Origin of the sequence: Pantoea sp. WMus005 (assembly GCF_013415305.1) — a bacterium.
Classification (GTDB): domain Bacteria; phylum Pseudomonadota; class Gammaproteobacteria; order Enterobacterales; family Enterobacteriaceae; genus Pantoea; species Pantoea rara.
Genome location: NZ_JACBXU010000001.1, coordinates 750,742 through 768,715, shown reverse-complemented (window position 1 = coordinate 768,715; position 17,974 = coordinate 750,742). Strand labels below are relative to the sequence as shown.

General features: G+C 53.4%; 14 protein-coding genes. 3 read left to right on the top strand and 11 right to left on the bottom strand.

The features are described from left to right. Positions 1–4 precede the first annotated feature (4 nt). The 11 genes from HZZ01_RS03335 to otsB form a co-directional block, all read right to left on the bottom strand. Positions 5–1,681, bottom strand: a complete 1,677-nt coding sequence (locus HZZ01_RS03335; protein WP_179895494.1) for a methyl-accepting chemotaxis protein — start codon at positions 1,679–1,681, stop codon at positions 5–7. A gap of 105 nt (positions 1,682–1,786) precedes the next feature. Next, positions 1,787–3,349: a methyl-accepting chemotaxis protein gene (locus HZZ01_RS03330; RefSeq protein ID WP_179897038.1), complete on the bottom strand. Its 1,563-nt coding sequence runs from the start codon at positions 3,347–3,349 to the stop codon at positions 1,787–1,789. A gap of 195 nt (positions 3,350–3,544) precedes the next feature. After that, positions 3,545–5,215, bottom strand: coding sequence for a methyl-accepting chemotaxis protein (locus tag HZZ01_RS03325; protein ID WP_179895493.1), 1,671 nt, complete (start codon positions 5,213–5,215; stop codon positions 3,545–3,547). A 162-nt stretch (positions 5,216–5,377) separates the two neighbouring features. Then, positions 5,378–5,875, bottom strand: a complete 498-nt coding sequence (gene cheW / locus HZZ01_RS03320; protein WP_090960141.1) for a chemotaxis protein CheW — start codon at positions 5,873–5,875, stop codon at positions 5,378–5,380. Positions 5,876–5,898: 23 nt separating this feature from the next. Next, on the bottom strand, positions 5,899–7,881 hold the full coding sequence (gene cheA, locus HZZ01_RS03315; RefSeq protein ID WP_179897036.1) for a chemotaxis protein CheA: 1,983 nt from the start codon (positions 7,879–7,881) through the stop codon (positions 5,899–5,901). An 11-nt stretch (positions 7,882–7,892) separates the two neighbouring features. Beyond that, a complete protein-coding gene (gene motB / locus HZZ01_RS03310) occupies positions 7,893–8,834 on the bottom strand; it encodes a flagellar motor protein MotB (protein WP_179895492.1) in 942 nt (313 codons plus the stop codon). Further along, positions 8,831–9,718, bottom strand: coding sequence for a flagellar motor stator protein MotA (gene motA, locus HZZ01_RS03305; protein ID WP_003849139.1), 888 nt, complete (start codon positions 9,716–9,718; stop codon positions 8,831–8,833). Before motA ends, motB begins: the two co-directional genes overlap by 4 nt. A gap of 133 nt (positions 9,719–9,851) precedes the next feature. Further along, on the bottom strand, positions 9,852–10,430 hold the full coding sequence (gene flhC / locus HZZ01_RS03300; RefSeq protein ID WP_010258532.1) for a flagellar transcriptional regulator FlhC: 579 nt from the start codon (positions 10,428–10,430) through the stop codon (positions 9,852–9,854). Beyond that, positions 10,427–10,780 carry a flagellar transcriptional regulator FlhD gene (gene flhD / locus HZZ01_RS03295; RefSeq protein WP_179895491.1) on the bottom strand — a complete coding sequence of 118 codons (354 nt, stop codon included), beginning with the start codon at positions 10,778–10,780 and terminating at the stop codon, positions 10,427–10,429. The genes flhC and flhD overlap by 4 nt, the downstream gene beginning before the upstream one ends. A gap of 1,023 nt (positions 10,781–11,803) precedes the next feature. Beyond that, positions 11,804–13,240, bottom strand: a complete 1,437-nt coding sequence (gene otsA / locus HZZ01_RS03290) for an alpha,alpha-trehalose-phosphate synthase (RefSeq protein WP_179895490.1) — start codon at positions 13,238–13,240, stop codon at positions 11,804–11,806. Beyond that, a complete protein-coding gene (gene otsB / locus HZZ01_RS03285) occupies positions 13,237–14,025 on the bottom strand; it encodes a trehalose-phosphatase (RefSeq protein WP_179895489.1) in 789 nt (262 codons plus the stop codon). Before otsB ends, otsA begins: the two co-directional genes overlap by 4 nt. A 454-nt stretch (positions 14,026–14,479) precedes the next feature. Here otsB and eptA point away from each other — a divergent pair, with 454 nt between their 5' ends. Genes eptA through pmrB form a run of 3 tightly spaced genes read left to right on the top strand, consistent with a single transcriptional unit; the run spans position 14,480 to position 17,843 of the window. Then, complete coding sequence (eptA, locus tag HZZ01_RS03280) at positions 14,480–16,108, top strand: phosphoethanolamine transferase EptA (RefSeq protein ID WP_179895488.1); 1,629 nt, start codon at positions 14,480–14,482, stop codon at positions 16,106–16,108. Then, positions 16,108–16,788 (top strand): two-component system response regulator PmrA, encoded by a 681-nt coding sequence (gene pmrA / locus HZZ01_RS03275; protein WP_179895487.1) that lies wholly within the window; start codon positions 16,108–16,110, stop codon positions 16,786–16,788. Before eptA ends, pmrA begins: the two co-directional genes overlap by 1 nt. Then, positions 16,785–17,843 (top strand): two-component system sensor histidine kinase PmrB, encoded by a 1,059-nt coding sequence (pmrB, locus tag HZZ01_RS03270; RefSeq protein ID WP_179895486.1) that lies wholly within the window; start codon positions 16,785–16,787, stop codon positions 17,841–17,843. The genes pmrA and pmrB overlap by 4 nt, the downstream gene beginning before the upstream one ends. Positions 17,844–17,974: the final 131 nt, after the last annotated feature.

The following is a 17,974-nucleotide window of genomic DNA, read 5'->3' as shown; positions in this document are numbered from 1 at the left end:
GCGATTAAAAGGTTTCCCAGTTGTCGTCGCTGCGTGTAGCAGCCGGACGACCAACGGCTAACGGTGCTTCTGACTGGAGAGTTTTCATCGCCGTTGTCTTGTTAACGGCCTGAGCGACAAATTCTTTACCAATATTGAACACTGAAACCGCTTGTTTTAAGTGACTTGCCTGATCTTCGAGCGCTGCCGCCGCTGCTGCTGACTCTTCAACCAGTGAGGCGTTCTGTTGCGTGACGCGATCCATCTCCGTCACCGCAAGGCCCACCTGGTCAATGCCACGGCTCTGTTCATCTGATGCGGAGGCGATCTCACCCATAATGTCGGTCACGCGTGTGACCGCGCTGACAATGTTGCTCATGGTGTCACCGGCGCTCTCTACCAGCACCGAGCCAGTATTAACGCGGCTAACGGAATCTTCGATCAGACCTTTGATCTCTTTGGCGGCCTGGGCGCTGCGCTGCGCCAGGCTGCGCACTTCCCCGGCGACCACCGCAAAACCGCGACCCTGTTCACCGGCACGCGCCGCTTCAACCGCCGCATTCAGCGCCAGGATGTTGGTCTGGAAAGCGATGCCATCAATCACACTGGTGATATCGGCAATCTTCCTGGAACTGCCAGCAATCTCTTTCATGGTGGTGACCACACCATCCACCACTTTGCCGCCCTGCTGCGCGGTTTCAGAGGCGGTCAGTGCCAGCTTCGACGCCTGACGGGCGTTTTCAGCATTCTGTTTCACCGTTGCAGTGAGCTGCTCCATGCTGGCAGCGGTCTGCTCCAGCGAGGCGGCCTGCTGTTCGGTACGCGAAGAGAGATCGTTATTGCCAATGGAAATTTCGCTGGCACCGGTATAGATGGCATCTGATCCATCACGCACGGTGCGAACGGTGCGCGCCAGTTCCTGCTGCATGTGCTGCAGCGAGGTGAGTAACTCACCGATTTCGTTTCGCACATTAATCTCCACCGGCTGGGTCAGATCGCCGCGCGCGATGTGCTGGATATGCTCAATGCTCTGACGCAGTGGGCGGATCAGCACTGAACGCATCACGTTCCACACCAGGATAATCATCAGCAAGGTCACAGCCAGCGTGGCAATAACGATCGTGATGGAGCGGCTGTACGCCTGCTGATTGGTTTCAACGCCCTGCTGTGCCAGCGCTTTGTTGTTCTCCAGCCAGGCGCTGTACTCTTTCTGAAACTTGTCCTGGAAGCTCTGCGTAGGCTGGTCGACAAAACCTTTGAAGTTACCGGTGGTGAAGAACACCATCAGTTCTGCCAGCGCATCGTGATAGGCCTTGTAGTTCGCCTGTAATGCCAGGACGTTCTCGGCCGTCTTCCCCTGTTCTGACAGGTTATCGTTGAAGATCTGATAGCTGACTTCAGCCTGTTTCAGCTCCTCACCCGCCAGTGCAACCAGCTCTTTTACGCTGGCACCGGATCCCGACATCTGGGCATCCTGAAGAAAACGGATACCAGCGCGGTTAAGCGTATTACGTGCCTGAACCAGCGAAACCCATGAGGTGCCCATCGCCTGTTGCAAGGTATTCAGGCGCTGGTTATAGGCAAAATTTTCTTTATCTGAACTGACAGTTTTGAAAAACATTCCGCCCGAAAAAAGCTGCAGCAGCGCAAACAGCGCCAGCACACACAGCAGGCCGGAAACGACTCGTACACGACTAAACATAAACACCTCGTTGGTTGGCGATTCGTGTTTATTTATCGGCGGAGTCAGGGGGAACTTTATGTACGGCGGCGGCTTTACGCCGCCGCCATCGTGAAAGGCGGGAAATCAGGCGCGGGAAATTTTGAAAACGGAGACGGCCTGGGTCAGTACGCTGGCCTGCTGCTCCAGTGCAGCGGCAGCGGCGGCAGACTCCTCCACCAGCGAGGCGTTCTGCTGGGTCACGCGATCCATTTCAGTAACAGCCAGTCCGACCTGCTCAATACCCCGGCTTTGCTCATCGGACGCTGAGGCGATTTCACCCATGATGTCGGTCACGCGGGTCACGGCGCCCACGATCTCATTCATGGTGCTGCCGGCGCTTTCAACCTGCAGTGAACCGCTGTTGACGCGTGAAACGGAGTCTTCAATCAGGCCTTTGATCTCTTTCGCGGCCTGGGCGCTGCGCTGTGCCAGACTGCGCACTTCGCCCGCCACCACCGCAAAACCGCGACCCTGCTCACCGGCACGCGCCGCTTCAACGGCTGCGTTCAGCGCCAGGATGTTGGTCTGGAAGGCGATGCCGTCAATCACGCTGATGATGTCTGCGATTTTCTTCGAGCTTCCGGCGATCTCTTTCATGGTGGTGACCACGCCGTCCACCACTTTACCGCCCTGTTGTGCGGTTTCGGAGGCGGTCAGGGCCAGTTGCGACGCCTGACGGGCGTTATCCGCATTCTGCTTCACGGTCGCCGTGAGCTGCTCCATGCTGGCTGCAGTCTGTTCCAGTGAGGCAGCCTGCTCTTCGGTGCGGGATGAAAGGTCGTTGTTACCGGCGGCGATTTCGCTGGCACCGGTGAAGATGGCATCAGAGCCATCACGGACATTACCCACCGTCATGACCAGCGACTGCTGCATCTCATGGATACCTGCCGCCAGCTGGCTCATCTCATTGCGCCCTTCCACTACAATCGGCTGGGTTAAATCGCCAGAGGCGATAGCACGAATCTGTGTCAGCAGCTGTTGCAACGGCTGAATCAGCACCTGACGCAGGCCAAACCAGCAGGAGATAATCACCGCGAGCACGGCGACGCCAATAATGACCAGCAGCCACATCATCTGGGTAAAGGCTTTCTGGTTCTGCGCCATGCCCTTATCGGACAGCGCGGTCTGGAGCTCACGCCATTTGTTGTAACTCTCCTGCATCGCCACCTGTTTCTGTTCTATGTTCTGTTTAAACATCCCTTCCAGGTCACGTGCCTGCAGGCTTTTCACCATCGCTTTCAGGCCATTTTCGTAATTGGCGTAATCGGCTTCCAGCTTGTCGCCCAGCGTCTCATCGAGACCGGGTGTTGTCGGCAGATGGTAATAGATTTTGAAGTGGCGATCCGCTTCCACCAGCTGCTTACTGGCTTTATTGATCAGATCCTCAAGCTGACCGCCATTCATCTGTGATGCCATGCTGGTCTGTAAGCGCAGCATGCCGCGGTTCAGTGTGGTACGGCTGTTGTTTAAGGAAATATAGGCATCCGTCATCTCGGTGACGTTGCGATTAGAGACCTGCGACAGCGCAAAGGACTCTTTATCTTTATTGAGGGCCGACCAGAAAAGGCTGCCAGCGACTAACTGGAGCGCGCCAAAGATAATCAGGACTGCGATTAAACTGGTCACCACTTTTATTCTTTTTAACATCATGTTCCCCTGCAGGTTAATTTAGGTGCAGCGGCTATATCGGCGTACTGACGGGATTAGTTAACGCTTTTCGACGCTTTCAGAAGAGAAGTGGCTTTTGTAATTATTTTTATCAGCATGAGCTGCTGAGTTTGGCTTTAAGCAGAGGAATAACGGGGTGGATGCTGCGCATCCCGCAGGATGCGCAGCTTTACATCAGAAAGTTTCCCAGTGCGTATCACTGACCGGTGCCGTCAGGGCTTTGCGAGTGGCCAGCGTCGCCGTGGCGGGCGCGGCAATCGGCAGATGCTTTGTCAGCGTCTGCCTGGCTTCGCGTTTGATTCTGAAGACCGACACGGCCTGGCTTAACCGGCTGGCCTGATCTTCCAGCGAGGCCGCCGCCGCTGCGGACTCCTCTACCAGCGAGGCGTTCTGCTGGGTCACGCGATCCATTTCGGTGACGGCCTGACCGACCTGATCGATACCCCGACTCTGCTCGTCCGACGCCGAGGCGATTTCGCCCATGATGTCGGTGACGCGCGTAACCGCACTGACGATATCGCTCATGGTTTCCCCGGCGGTGCCGACCAGCTGTGAACCCACATTGACCCGGTTCACAGAGTCATCAATCAGGCCTTTGATCTCTTTAGCTGCCTGGGCGCTGCGCTGCGCCAGACTCCGCACTTCACCGGCTACCACCGCAAAACCACGCCCCTGTTCCCCGGCACGCGCTGCCTCAACCGCTGCATTCAGCGCCAGGATATTGGTCTGGAACGCAATGCCATCAATCACACTGGTGATATCCGCAATCTTCTTCGAGCTGCCAGCGATTTCGCTCATGGTTTTCACCACACCCGCCACTACGTTGCCGCCTTTTTCTGCGGTTTCGGAGGCGCTGTGTGCCAGCTGTGACGCCTGGCGGGCGTTTTCGGCGTTCTGCTTCACGGTCGCGGTGAGCTGCTCCATGCTGGCCGCCGTCTGCTCCAGTGAGGCAGCCTGCTGTTCCGTGCGGGCAGACAGGTCATTGTTCCCGCTAGCGATCTCACTGGCGCCGGTGAAGATCGCATCCGATCCTTCACGCACATTGGTCACGGTGCGCACCAGCGACTGCTGCATATCATGCAGGCTGGCTGCGAGCTGGGTCATCTCGTTGCGCCCTTCCACCACGATCGGCTGGGTTAAATCGCCCTGGGCGATATGCTGGATGTGGTTAATGCTGCTGTTCAGCGGCGTTATGACGATTTTGCGCAGGCCAAACCAGCAGAGCACGATCACCGCCACCACCGCGACCATAATGATGGAGAGGATCCACATCATACGGGTATAGGCACTGCTGTTTTCTGCCACGCCCAGGCTGGTCAGACGACTCTGGTCAGCGCGCCACTCACGGTAGAGCGTCAGAAATGCACTCTGGCTCGGTGCGACCGGGGCTTTAGCGGCCGCGACCATGTCGTTTACCTGCAGCGCGCTCTGCAGGCTGCTCAGCGCGCCCGCATAGTCTCTGAAGCGCTGGTCAAGCTGGCTGCCGAGTTGCTCATCCATTCCTGGGGTTTCTGGCGTCTCTCTGAACGCCTTGTAGAAGCCCGCGGCCGCCTGCTGGAAACGCTGACTCTCTTCAAACAGCGTAGCAACATCCGCCGGTTTGCCTTCCAGTTTACTGGTGGCAAAACGCAGCTGAATGCGGGTCAGCAATACACGGCTCTGGTTAAGACTCATGTAGGCATCATTAAGCCCCTGCGTATTTTGCATGGCCAGCTGGGATACGGCGAAGTTTTGCTTATCGTGACTTAATGCGGAGTAAAAGACAGAACCGGAGAAGGCCTGTAACAGCCCGAACACCAGCAACACCAGTAACAGGCTGGTGACAACACGGATTTTCGTTAACATGAGTAACCCTGAACAAAGTAGGTAATTAAAAAGTGACTCAGGGATTATCGGCAGGTGATCGCAGGAAATTAGGGAGGACGTAACTTTATTCTATGAATTTAAAGGGATTATCACATGAGGAAATTATCACGGGCCAGCCATAACTGGCCCGTGAAGATTCGATTACGCGCTACGCAGGTTATCAACCAGCGCCATCTCGTCGCTGCTCAGCAGCTTCTCGATGTCGACCAGAATCAGCATGCGGTCACCGAGTGCACCCAGACCCGTCATGTACTCGGTAGACATGGTCACAGCGAACTCTGGTGAAGGACGAATCTGATCCTGGGTCAGTGACAGCACGTCAGAGACGCCGTCAACCACAATACCGACCACACGGTTTTCCAGATTCAGCACAATAACCACGGTGTTTTCGTTGTACTCAACATCGGGCTGCGCAAACTTCACACGCAGATCGATAATCGGCACGATAACACCGCGCAGGTTAGTGACTCCGCGGATGAATTCAGGCGTATTCGCAATACGTGTTACCTGATCGTAACCGCGAATTTCCTGAACTTTGAGGATATCGATGCCGTATTCTTCGTCGCCCAGCGTGAAGACCAGAAACTCCTGACCCACGGTTTCGCCAGCGATTTTTGTCACGGTTGCCATTCCATTCATGTTATTTACCCTTTCGTTATCAATCAGGCGGCAGCGCCAGCCACACGTTTTTCACGGTTAAGTGATTGCAGTGCTGAAACATCAACAATCAGCGCTACGCTACCATCGCCAAGAATGGTGGCAGCTGAGATGCCCGGCACTTTGCGATAGTTACTTTCCAGATTCTTCACCACCACCTGATGTTGACCAATCAGCTGATCGACCAGCAGCGCGTAGCGTTTGCCCGCGCTTTGCAGGATCACTACGATGCCCTGGGTGGCTTCGGTTTTGGCATCCTGCACATCAAAGACGTTCCACAACTCGACCAGTGGCAGATATTCGCCACGTACTTCCAGCACGCACTCGCCACCGGCCATTGGTTTCAGATCTTCGGCGCGCGGTTGCAGTGACTCCATCACCGCATTCAGCGGCAGAATAAAGACTTCATCGGCGACGCGAACAGACATGCCATCAAGAATGGCCAGCGTCAGCGGCAGCAGGATACGGATGGTGGTGCCTTTGCCCTGCTTCGAGGCGATTTCGACGTGACCGCCCATCTCCTGAATATTTCGTTTCACTACGTCCATACCGACGCCGCGTCCTGAAACATCCGTCACCTGCTCTGCTGTCGAGAAGCCCGGCGCGAAGATCAGCATGCCGACCTCTTCATCGCTCATGTTCTCGTGCACCGGCAGGCCCGAAGAGAGCGCCTTCGCCAGAATACGTTCACGGTTCAGACCGGCACCATCATCAGAGACTTCAATACAAATGTTGCCGCCCTGATGTTCCGCAGAAAGCGTCAGGTTACCGGTAGCCACTTTACCGGCCACCAGACGTTTCTCCGGGGTTTCGATACCGTGGTCAAGACTGTTACGCACCAGGTGCGTTAATGGATCGATGATGCGTTCAATCAGGCTCTTATCGAGTTCAGTTGAGCTGCCCAGCAGAGTCAGTTCGACCTCTTTGCCGAGTTTGCTTGCCAGGTCACGCACCAGACGCGGGAAGCGGCTGAAGACATACTCCATTGGCATCATACGAATCGACATCACCGATTCCTGCAGATCGCGGGCATTACGCTCCAGCTGACCCATGCTGTTCAGCAGGTCACCATGCGCCACCGGATCCAGTTCACCGGAACGCTGCGCGAGCATTGACTGGGTAATGACCAGTTCGCCCACCAGGTTGATCAACTGATCGACCTTCTCCACGGCCACACGGATGCTGGTGGATTCACTCGATTTGGCTGGTGCCGCGGCGCGCTTAGTTTCACGCTTCGCCGCTGCCACTGGCAGTTCGGTGACGGTCGCAGTGTGAACTTCTTCCACCACGGGTGCAGCAACGGCAGCAACAGCTACCGGATCTGCAACCGCTTCGTCAGCAGCCGGGAAACGGATCTGCGCTTCGTCGATCACGAAGCAAAGCACCGCCACGATGTCATCTTTACCAACGCCATCGATGCAGACATCCAGCATGTTGCTGCCTTTCTGCACATTGGTCAGCGTGCCGAGATTACTCATCTCTTCCAGCATCAGATCGACTTCTTTCTCTTTGAGATCGATCAACTGGACACGAAGGCCGCTGTTACTGACAGGCTCTGCGCTGGCAGTTGTCACACTGGCCGGTGCGTCAACCGGCAGACCTTTGGCCTCTAACGCCAGCTGGCGCAGCGCTTCACAGATATATTTGAAGCTTTCCGCGTTAGGCTCCTGCGCGGTTTTATAAGCATCGAGCTGTTCCTGCATAATATCTTTGGTTTCCAAAAACAGGTTGATGATGTCGGTGCTGAGCTGCATCTCGCCGCGACGAGCACCATCCAGAATGTTTTCCAGGATATGAGTCGTTTCCTGTAATACCGTAAAACCAAAGGTTCCGGCCCCACCCTTAATGGAGTGAGCGGCACGGAAGATGGCGTTAAGCTGTTCCGAATCTGGCTCCTGCGGGTCTAAGCCCAACAGGTGTTGTTCCATATCCGCTAATAGCTCATCGGCTTCATCAAAAAACGTCTGGTAAAAATCGCTGATGTCCATACTCACGGGAATCACCTCGGCTGTGAGGGGGCTGCTGTATTCACCGCGCTGCCTGGTGTTGCAGGTGCGGTAATCTGTTGGATGGCCGCCGGATCGCTGATCTGGACGGCATCACTTTCTGCGTTCTCTTTTTCTATTGCCGCTTCAGTGTCATGGTTCAACACCAGCAGGCTGATGCGGCGGTTAACTGCGTCATTACCGCCACGATTTTTCAGGCTCATGGTGTCGGCCATGCCTAACACCCGTAAAATTTTTCCGCTGTCTAAGCCGCCCGTTACCAGTTCACGGCGTGAGGCGTTAGCGCGGTCGGTCGACAGTTCCCAGTTGCTGTAGCCTTTGTCACCGTTGGCATACTGAAAATCATCGGTATGGCCGGCCAGGCTGATGCGGTTAGGGATGTCGTTGAGGATGGGCGCTATGGCACGCAGAATATCGCGCATATAAGGCTCCACCTCGGCCCGACCGGTCTTAAACATCGGGCGATTCTGGCTGTCGATAATCTGAATACGCAGCCCCTCTTCCACCATGTTGATGATCAGATGCGGGCGCAGCGCTTTCAGACGCGGATCCGCTTCAATCATCTGGTCGAGCTTTTCACGCAAACGGTTAAGGCGAATCTCTTCCAGCTTGCGTTTCTGTGCATCCATATCGACGACTTTGTTCACTTCGCCAATCTTTTTCGTTGGATCATCACCGCCGCCGGGGATCGGGCTTTCGCTATCGCTGCTGCGCGCCCCGCCGGTAAGTGCAACCTTCAGCGGTGTTTTAAAGTAGTCTGCTATCTGCACCAGCTCCTGCGGGTTGGCGATCGACAGCAGCCACATCACCATAAAAAAGGCCATCATCGCCGTCATAAAGTCGGCGTAGGCAATTTTCCACGATCCGTGGCTGCCTTCATGGCCTTTATGTTTGCGCTTTTTAATCAGCACAATTGGGCGATTGCCGTGTTTCATGAAGCCTCGTCTGAAGTCTGTTTAGCCGGGTTCTTAGCGTTACGCACATGCTCTTCCAGTTCACTGAACGATGGGCGCTCAGCGGAGTAAAGCGTCTTACGACCAAACTCCACCGCAATCTGCGGCGCGTAACCATTCAGGCTCGACAGCAATGTCACCTTAATGCACTGCATCATCTTGGTCGTTTCCGCACACTTCTGACGCAGTACTGATGACAGTGGAGAGACAAACCCATACGCCAGTAAAATACCCAGGAAGGTTCCCACCATCGCATGTGCCACCAGCGCACCCAGCTCAGCAGCCGGACGGTCAGCAGAAGCCAGCGCATGAACTACGCCCATTACCGCAGCGACGATACCGAATGCAGGAAGACCATCACCCACTGCAGCAATACTTTGCGCTGGTACGTCACACTCGTGTTCGTAGGTCTCAATCTCTTCATCCATCAACGCTTCGATTTCAAAGGCGTTCATGTTGCCACTCACCATCAGGCGTAAATAGTCAGTAATAAAATCTACTAACTGTTTATCGGCAAGAATGCGGGGATAATTAGCAAAAATTTCACTCTGGCTCGGATCTTCAATATCGCGTTCCAGCGATAACATCCCTTGCTGACGCGACTTCGCCATCAGGCGATAAAGCAGCGCCATTAAATCCATGTAAACGGCTTTATTATACTTGGAGCCGCGAAATAACTTAGGCAACGCTTTCAGTGTTTTTTTAATCGACTTACCATTGTTGCCGACTAAAAAAGCACCTGCGCCAGCGCCGCCGATCATTAATAACTCAGCGGGCTGATAAAGCGCGCCCAGATGGCCACCTACCAGCGCATATCCGCCCAACACGGAGCCTAAAACAATCAGGTAACCTATAATTATCAGCACAAAAATATCCTTACGTCCGTAACGTGTTGGTGGAAGTTAAGCCAGTGAGCCGCAGGTGTTATTCCTGAACCGCAAGCAAAAAAAAAGCAGCGGTATTAACCGCTGCTGGATGACTTCCACAATGCGAACAAATTTAAACGGCGTGTTTAACCTGTTCATCCAGCAGTTGTGGAAACATATCGGCAGGTTCTGCAGAAAGTTTACGTCTTTTTACGGCACGTGATGGCGGCTGGCACAGGCTGCAGGTAAAGCTACCAACCGGCTGATGTGCATGGTTAATAAAGCTACCGTTGCAGCTCTTACAATCTGCCAGTTCCAGCATACCGCTATCAACGAATCGGACCAGGGTCCAGGCACGAGTCAGCGCCAACAGTGGGCCCTCGTCCGATTGAGGACACTGTTCAAGATACAGGCGGTAAGCTTTGATCACGGCATCGACGCCGCTGCACAGGCCAGTTTTCAGTAAAAACTTCCAGGCGTTACAGAACATAGAAGCATGAATGTTCTGCTCCCACGTCATAAACCAGTCCGTGGAGAAAGGCAGCATGCCTTTCGGTGGCGGACTGCCACGCAATTCTTTATAGAGCTTGATCAGACGACCACGGCTCAGTTGAGTTTCACTCTCTAACATCTGTAAGCGCGCACCTAAAGTGATGAGTTCCATCGCGAGATGAATATCACGGGCTTCCTGAACAATACTTTTCTCACTCATGACATTGCTCTCTTTTTAGCTGGCGCTTCATCTTTAGACGCATTACGCAGTAAACGGCTGGATAATAAAATTCCGGTGTGGATTTGTTGTAAATCATCCACGCGTGATTCCTGCGTCAAACGATTAATGGTGCTGCTTTCGGTAAAACGAAACTGACAAACCAGTTGATTGGTTTCCGCCATTTTCACCATCTCAGGCAATGTTAATTCAGATAATGTGTTTGCCATTTTTTCGTCAATTCCGAGACGAAACATTGCAGACGCCTCATCCTGGTTAATTAAACGCTGCGCCAGAAGTAAATAAGACAAGTTGAGGTCGTAAATATGTTTTAGTACTTCAGAGGTATTCATTATTTTTTCCATCCTGAGAGATGCGACGTAACTGTATCGCAGATTATTATCTGCAGTTCGAGCTGCTGTTTGTTAAATCAAAAGATGGCAAAAAAAACCTCACATAACCTTAATGTCACCGTTTTTCGCCTTCTGTTTTTTTGTGGGTTTCAGACCCACTGAAGGTCGAAAATCCATGCCATTCTATTTTCGAGTTCTGGACATCTTCCGTGACATCTTCTTACGTTTTTTAGGACTATTCCGAAAACAACGCAAATCTATATCGTCTGATTTCCACATACAACGACAGGGAAGCGTAATTTTAGATAAAGTGTGACGTGGATCACACTTTTAACGCAAATTTCTTCAACAAAGCTTTACGGTTCCTTACTTACTGATCGTTTTTTGTACAAAAAATCCCGTTTTTAAGTCCAATTGGTCCTGAGAAAGGTTTAATAGGGGGTAAAACCATCGCTATTCGACGCTTTGAGCAGTCCGAAATGAATATTGGGTGTTATTCGTTTTAACACCCTATTTAGAACCAGATAAACAAGAGTTATCAGAAGATTATGCTGACAAGGCAGACAGGTAATTGCTTCTAAATTAGTTACTTAAGGGGAGTATCGCAGGAGGTGAGTAATGAAATCGTTAAGACTTCTACGGTATCAGGAGAGATTTATGGTAACCTGGTATTAACAGCAACAGCAGTGTGTTCAGGATCCAACATCCACTCTGACAAGGGGTTACATAAGAAAGTCGAATGAATTAACAAGAGGTTATGCGTTGGCACTATTACTATCGGCAGTCTGGTGAAGAACTTGAGTTAAGAAGGTAAAGAAAGTCTCAGAGCCTGATTTGGCGGGGTTTACGGGTTCACCTGCATTAATCAGGCCACTCCAGGAAGTCTTTAAACGGGTCAGCGTGCTATCGCACGGTAAGTCGTTAACAGATACGTCGCGTGCTTTCTGTGATCGACGCCAAAAAAAAAGCAGTGATACCACCGTTTGGGTATCACTGCTTTCAACACCTTAATCAGGACTTATTTCAGGCGAGTTTTGGGAAGGTCGCAACCTTGTTGGCCGTGTTGTGGTCAACGCTGCGTGGGTCGATGCGTTCCAGGTCTTTCAGGAAGCTTTCACGCCATGCAGTAATATCATTCTTACGCAATACCGCCATCATGTCGTTGTAGCGTGAAATCCTTTCGGTACGCGGCATGGTAATGGCCTTATCCAGTGCAGCGGCCACTTCATCACGGTCATAAGGATTGACTATCAGTGCTGACGTCAGCTCATTGGCCGCGCCGGCAAAGCGCGACAGCACCAGTACACCTGGATCATCCGGGTCCTGCGCAGCAACATACTCTTTCGCCACCAGGTTCATGCCGTCACGCAGCGGCGTCACCAGACCGACATCGGTGAGTCGGAAGATCTTCATCAACAGGCGACGGTCGAAATGCTGATTAAGGTAGTAGAGCGGGGTCCAGCCCAGCGTACCGTACTTACCGTTGATGCGCCCGGCTTCGGTCTCCAGCTGATGACGGATATCCTGGTACGCCTGCACATCGCCACGCGAGGTTGGCGCGATCTGCGAATAACGGATCTTGCCGCGATGCTCAGGGAAGTTCTCCAGCAGCGCTTCATAGGCAAGGAAACGCTCTGGCAGACCTTTGGAATAGTCGAGACGTTCGCAGGCAATAATATTGCGTGCATCACCCAGCTCTTTCTTCATAGCCGCCATTTTCGGCGGCAGCGGTCCTTCTGCCATCTCTTTAATACTGTCTGGCTCAATCCCGATCGGATACACCTCAGTCATAAAGGTGTTGCCAAAGGCGCGATGTTTTTTGTCGCCCTTATTCTGTAACTGTGTGAGCTGGCTGACGCTGTCGAGGAACGCCACCCGGTCGGATTCAGTCTGGAAGCCCAGCAGGTCATATTCACACAGCATTTCCAGCAGCTCTTTGTGCGGAGGCAGTGCGTTAAAGATTTCAGGCGTCGGGAATGGAATATGCAGGAAGAAACCGATGCGGTTATTAATGCCCGCCCGACGCAATGCGGCGGCAAACGGTAAAAAGTGATAATCGTGGATCCAGACAATGTCATCAGGCTTAATCAGCGGTTTTAAACGCTGTGCTACTGCATCATTGACGTCACAATATCCTTCCCACGCTTCACGCTGGAACTGCACCAGGTCGAGGCGATAATGGAAGGCGGGCCAGATAACCGTGTTAGAGAACTGGCAATAATAGAGATCGTAATCGTTCTGGCTCAGCGGGAACGAGGCATACTCGATACCCTCATGCTCCTGAACTTTGACGTCTTCAACGTCTTCGCCTGTGAACTCGCTGATTTCACCGTTCCAGCCAAACCACATTCCACCAGTGCTTTTCAGTGCATCGAGGATACCGACGGCCAGGCCGCCAGCGCTGGTTTTAGACCCATCTGGCATGGCGACACGGTTAGATACAACCACTAAACGACTCATAACCTAAACTCCTTACCGACGTTGTCTTGCTCTAATAGTAATAATGTTCTTTCCAGCCAGCCATAAACCGCATCGACATCGCTAAGCCGATAATCGGCCTGACTGGAACCTTCGCCGACTTTGATCGAGACGCCCTGGCGTTCATTGACGGCCAGAAAGCCCTTCTCATCAGTGAGATCGTCGCCAATAAAGACCGGCGTTCGTCCGGCAAAAGGGGACTGCTGCATAAAGTCGCCAATGGCGGCGCCTTTATCAATACCTGCGGGTTTGATCTCAACCACACATTTTCCGGGCTGAAGCGCCAGTCCGGGGAAGCGCTTCACTGACTGCTCAGCCAGACGCATCACATCCTGCTCATGCTGCATCGCCTGACGGTAGTGAAGGGCAAAGGCCATGCCTTTGATCTCCAGCTGGGTGCCAGGCCAGGAAGCCATTGCCTCCTGCAGCTCCGCTCTGAGCGGTTGCTCGACTTCAGTCGGCAGGCTGATACGTTGCAGATTACCCTCTGCATCACGGCGCTCAGCACCATGCACGCCCGCAGCCGGGCCATGCCACGGCGCAGCCAGCGCATCAAGTTGTTCAATAGGTCTGCCGGAAACCAGCGCAAGTGCGCCTCCAGAGAGTGCAGAGAGCTGCTGGAGTTGTGCGATGACCTGCTCAGGAATGAATACCGCTTCGGGACGGGACTGAATCGCTGCCAGCGTGCCGTCGACATCAAAAAAGAAGGCGTACTGCCCGCTCGTTAATGTCGGGTACCTGGCATGGGTGTCTGCCGCTTGAGTCACGTTACGTCTCCTGAAAATCGAAATTTAATAAAACATTGAGTTAAAACAAGAATGTCCTGACGCAGTCAGGTCAGCAAGCGGGAAATTCTGATAAAGCGGTGATTGAGGGATAAAACGTGGTGATTTGATAGGTCACACTCCTCAAACTTGCAAGCGCATTGCTGACAATACTGCCTAACTGAGAACATCTTCACATTCAGTGTAGTCATTAACAGGGGTAATGCCAGAAAGATGCAGTTTTCATGCCAGCCGCTGCGGTTAAGTCAGCATAAACGTTCCGTTCTGATTGACATGGTCTTTCATGAACAGGCCGGACCCGATCCACGGCTGGCTGGAGTCACCGCCGTATTGCTCTTTATAGAGAGGACCTGCCCCGAACCTTAAGCATCTTAAGGTATTCCTAATATTGAAAGCGCAATCTCATGACACTTTTATTACGCTGGTTCCTGCTCATATGGCATTTACTCTCAAGAGGCCGCTGATTAGCCGCCTTACCTTGCTGATTCTGGCTGCCGTTTATATCGCGGTTTTCCTTAATATTGTCTATTACCGTCAGGTACTGGCGGTGATGCCGCTCAACAACCTGCACACCACGCTGGTGTTTTTATCAATGCCGCTGGTCGCCTTTAGCGTGATTAACATCGTGATTACGCTGGCCTCTTTTATCTGGCTGGACCGACTGCTGGCCGCACTGTTTATACTGCTCTCGGCGTCGGCTCAGTATTTTATTCAGACTTATAATATTGTGGTCGATCGCTCGATGATCACCAATATGATGGATACCACCGCGTCGGAATCCTTTGCGCTGATTACGCCGAAGCTGCTGCTCACCCTGCTCACCTCGGGCGTTCTGATGGCGCTGCTGGTGTTCTGGCCGCGAATCAAAAAGCAGCAGTGGCGCGGGGTACTGGCGCGACTGCTCAGCGTGCTGCTGTCAGCCGCACTGATCGTGCTGGTCGCCCTGCTCTTCTACAAAGATTACGCCTCACTGTTCCGCAACAATCGCGAACTGGTTAAAGCGCTCAGCCCGTCTAACAGCATTGCGGCGACACTCTCCTGGTATAAGCATGAGCAGTTGCAGAACGCGCCGCTGATTCGTATCGGTGAAGATGCGCACCTGCAGCCCAGCCGCAGCAGTGGCAAGCCCAATCTGACCATCCTGGTGCTGGGTGAAACCTCACGTGCACAAAACTTCTCGCTCGGCGGTTACGGTCGTCTGACCAATCCCTTACTGGCGAAAGATGATGTGATCTATTTCCCGCACACCACCTCGTGCGGCACGGCGACAGCGGTTTCCGTGCCCTGCATGTTCTCTGACATGCCGCGCGCGCATTACGATGATGTACTGGCCGCACACCAGGAAGGATTGCTGGATGTGATTCAGCGCGCGGGGATCAGCGTCTTGTGGAATGAGAACGACGGCGGCTGTAAAGGTGCCTGCGATCGCGTTCCGCATCAGGATATGACCAGCCTGAACCTGCCCGGCATGTGTATTGAAGGTGAATGTTATGACGACGTGCTGTTTCACGGACTGGATGAATACATCAGCCAGCTAAAAGGCAACGCGGTGATTGTGCTGCACACCATTGGCAGTCATGGCCCGACCTACAGCCATCGCTATCCGCCGCAGTTCCGTCAGTTTGAACCGACCTGTGATACCAATCAGATTCAGGACTGCTCGCAACAGCAGTTGATCAACACCTATGACAACACGCTGGTCAATGTGGATCATATCGTCGATAAAGCGATAAATGTTCTGCGTGCGCATCAGGATCGCTTCACCACCAGCCTGGTTTATCTTTCTGACCACGGTGAATCGCTGGGTGAAAATGGCGCTTACCTGCATGGCCTGCCCTATGCCATCGCGCCGGATACCCAGAAACATGTGCCGCTGCTGATCTGGCTTTCCGATGATTATCAGAAACGTTATGCGGTTAATCGCGGCTGCCTGAATAAACTGGCGGCGACAGACGAATTTTCACAGGATAATCTGTTCTCAACCATGCTGGGATTAACCGGCACCGCGACCCATGAATATGTGCCTGCGGATGATATTTTGACGGCGTGTCGGAGCCAACCTTAATGAAAATATTGATAGTGGAAGATGATGCCCTGCTGCTGCAGGGGCTGATGCTGGCGCTGGAAGGTGAAGGCTATGTCTGCGACGGCGTGACGCGGGTGCGGGATGCTGAAGCGCACTTCGCCAGCGGCCTCTATAGTCTGGTGGTGCTGGACCTTGGTTTGCCGGACGAAGATGGCCTGCATTTCCTGATACGACTGCGTCGCCAGAAGAAGATGACGCCGGTGCTGATCCTGACCGCGCGCGACACCATCAGCGAGCGCATTGCCGGTCTCGACGCTGGTGCGGACGACTATCTGATCAAACCGTTTTCGCTGGATGAGTTGCTGGCGCGTATCCGCGCACTGATTCGCCGTCACGTTAATCAGGGCGACAGTCATGTCAGAGTGGGTGCGCTGGCGCTGGATATGACGCATCGTCAGATCATGCTCAACGATCTCCTTCTGGATCTGACGCCTAAAGAGTTTGCGATTCTGTCACGGCTGATGCTCAAGGCCGGGAATCCGGTACACCGTGAAATTCTCTATCAGGATATTTATAACTGGGAGACCGAGCCTTCTACTAATACTCTGGAAGTGCACATCCATAATCTGCGCGACAAAATTGGTAAAAGCGCCATCCGCACCGTGCGCGGTTTTGGTTATGCACTGGTGACGCAGGATGGCGTTCGCGAGGGAACATGATAAGACGTTTCGATCACCGCAGTATGCGCTTTCGCCTCATCCTGACCATTGGTCTGATCCTGCTGGTATTCCAGGTCATCAGCGTGGTCTGGCTGTGGCATGAGAGTAAAGAGCAGATTCAGTTTCTGGTAGAGGCGCAGCTGCAGAAGCGCAACATGGACAGTCACGTTAAGCGTGAAGTGCATGAAGCGGTGGCCAGTCTGGCGGTACCGAGTCTGGTGATGATTACCCTGACGCTGCTGCTCTGCTATCAGGCGGTGAAGTGGATCACCCGGCCGCTGTATCAGTTGCAGCGTGAGCTGGAGAGTCGCAGCGAAGAGAATCTCGAACCCGTCGCCTGCTACAGTGAGGTCCATGAGATCGATGCGGTCACTCAGGCAATCAACCAGCTGGTCGCCCGCCTGAACAGCAGTCTGGAACGCGAACGGCTGTTCACCGCCGACGTGGCGCACGAGTTACGTACGCCCCTGGCGGGATTACGCCTGCATCTGGAATTAATTGAACGTAACAGCGATATCAAAGTTCAGCCGCTGGTGCAGCGTTTGGATCAGATGACGCATAGCGTGTCGCAGCTGCTGAATCTGGCGCGTGCCGGACAGTCGTTTACCTCTGGCACCTATCAGAACGTCGGGCTGATCGAAGATGTGATCCTGCCGATGGAAGCAGAGCTAAGTATCATGCTGGAGGCGCATCAGCAGACACTGGTGCTTGATCTGCCGCAGGAGCAGTTTGTGCGCGGTGACGCCACGCTGCTGAAGATGCTGCTGCGAAACCTGGTCGAAAACGCCCATCGCTATAGCCCGGAGAACAGCACTATTAGTGTACAGCTGCTCTCTGTGCCCCACCTGATGATGGTGGTGGAAGATGAGGGGCCTGGCATTGATGAGAGTAAAAGTGGCGAGCTGAGTAAAGCATTTATCCGCATGGACAGTCGCTACGGCGGTATCGGACTCGGGCTGAGCATCGTCAGCCGTATCGTCCAGCTACACCGGTTTCAGTTTTTCTTAGAGAATCGTCGCGACCGAAGCGGATGCCGCGCCGTCGTTAAATTTTAAGCAGCAAACCAGGCTGACAGGAAAAGAACAACGGTGGCTGCGGCAATCAGCAATGCAGCATATTCACTCATCGGACGCGAAACAGGGGCAGACAGGGTAACAGGAGCAGTTTTCATAGCATCATCCTCAGT

Coding starts and splice junctions, on each gene's coding strand:
- cheA (WP_179897036.1), bottom strand. CDS start 7,881: ATGGACATCAGCGATTTTTACCAGACGTTTTTTGATGAAGCCGATGAG.
- pmrA (WP_179895487.1), top strand. CDS start 16,108: ATGAAAATATTGATAGTGGAAGATGATGCCCTGCTGCTGCAGGGGCTG.
- motB (WP_179895492.1), bottom strand. CDS start 8,834: ATGAAACACGGCAATCGCCCAATTGTGCTGATTAAAAAGCGCAAACAT.
- HZZ01_RS03325 (WP_179895493.1), bottom strand. CDS start 5,215: ATGTTAACGAAAATCCGTGTTGTCACCAGCCTGTTACTGGTGTTGCTG.
- pmrB (WP_179895486.1), top strand. CDS start 16,785: ATGATAAGACGTTTCGATCACCGCAGTATGCGCTTTCGCCTCATCCTG.
- HZZ01_RS03330 (WP_179897038.1), bottom strand. CDS start 3,349: ATGTTAAAAAGAATAAAAGTGGTGACCAGTTTAATCGCAGTCCTGATT.
- cheW (WP_090960141.1), bottom strand. CDS start 5,875: ATGAATGGAATGGCAACCGTGACAAAAATCGCTGGCGAAACCGTGGGT.
- flhC (WP_010258532.1), bottom strand. CDS start 10,430: ATGAGTGAGAAAAGTATTGTTCAGGAAGCCCGTGATATTCATCTCGCG.
- eptA (WP_179895488.1), top strand. CDS start 14,480: ATGGCATTTACTCTCAAGAGGCCGCTGATTAGCCGCCTTACCTTGCTG.
- otsA (WP_179895490.1), bottom strand. CDS start 13,240: ATGAGTCGTTTAGTGGTTGTATCTAACCGTGTCGCCATGCCAGATGGG.
- HZZ01_RS03335 (WP_179895494.1), bottom strand. CDS start 1,681: ATGTTTAGTCGTGTACGAGTCGTTTCCGGCCTGCTGTGTGTGCTGGCG.
- flhD (WP_179895491.1), bottom strand. CDS start 10,780: ATGAATACCTCTGAAGTACTAAAACATATTTACGACCTCAACTTGTCT.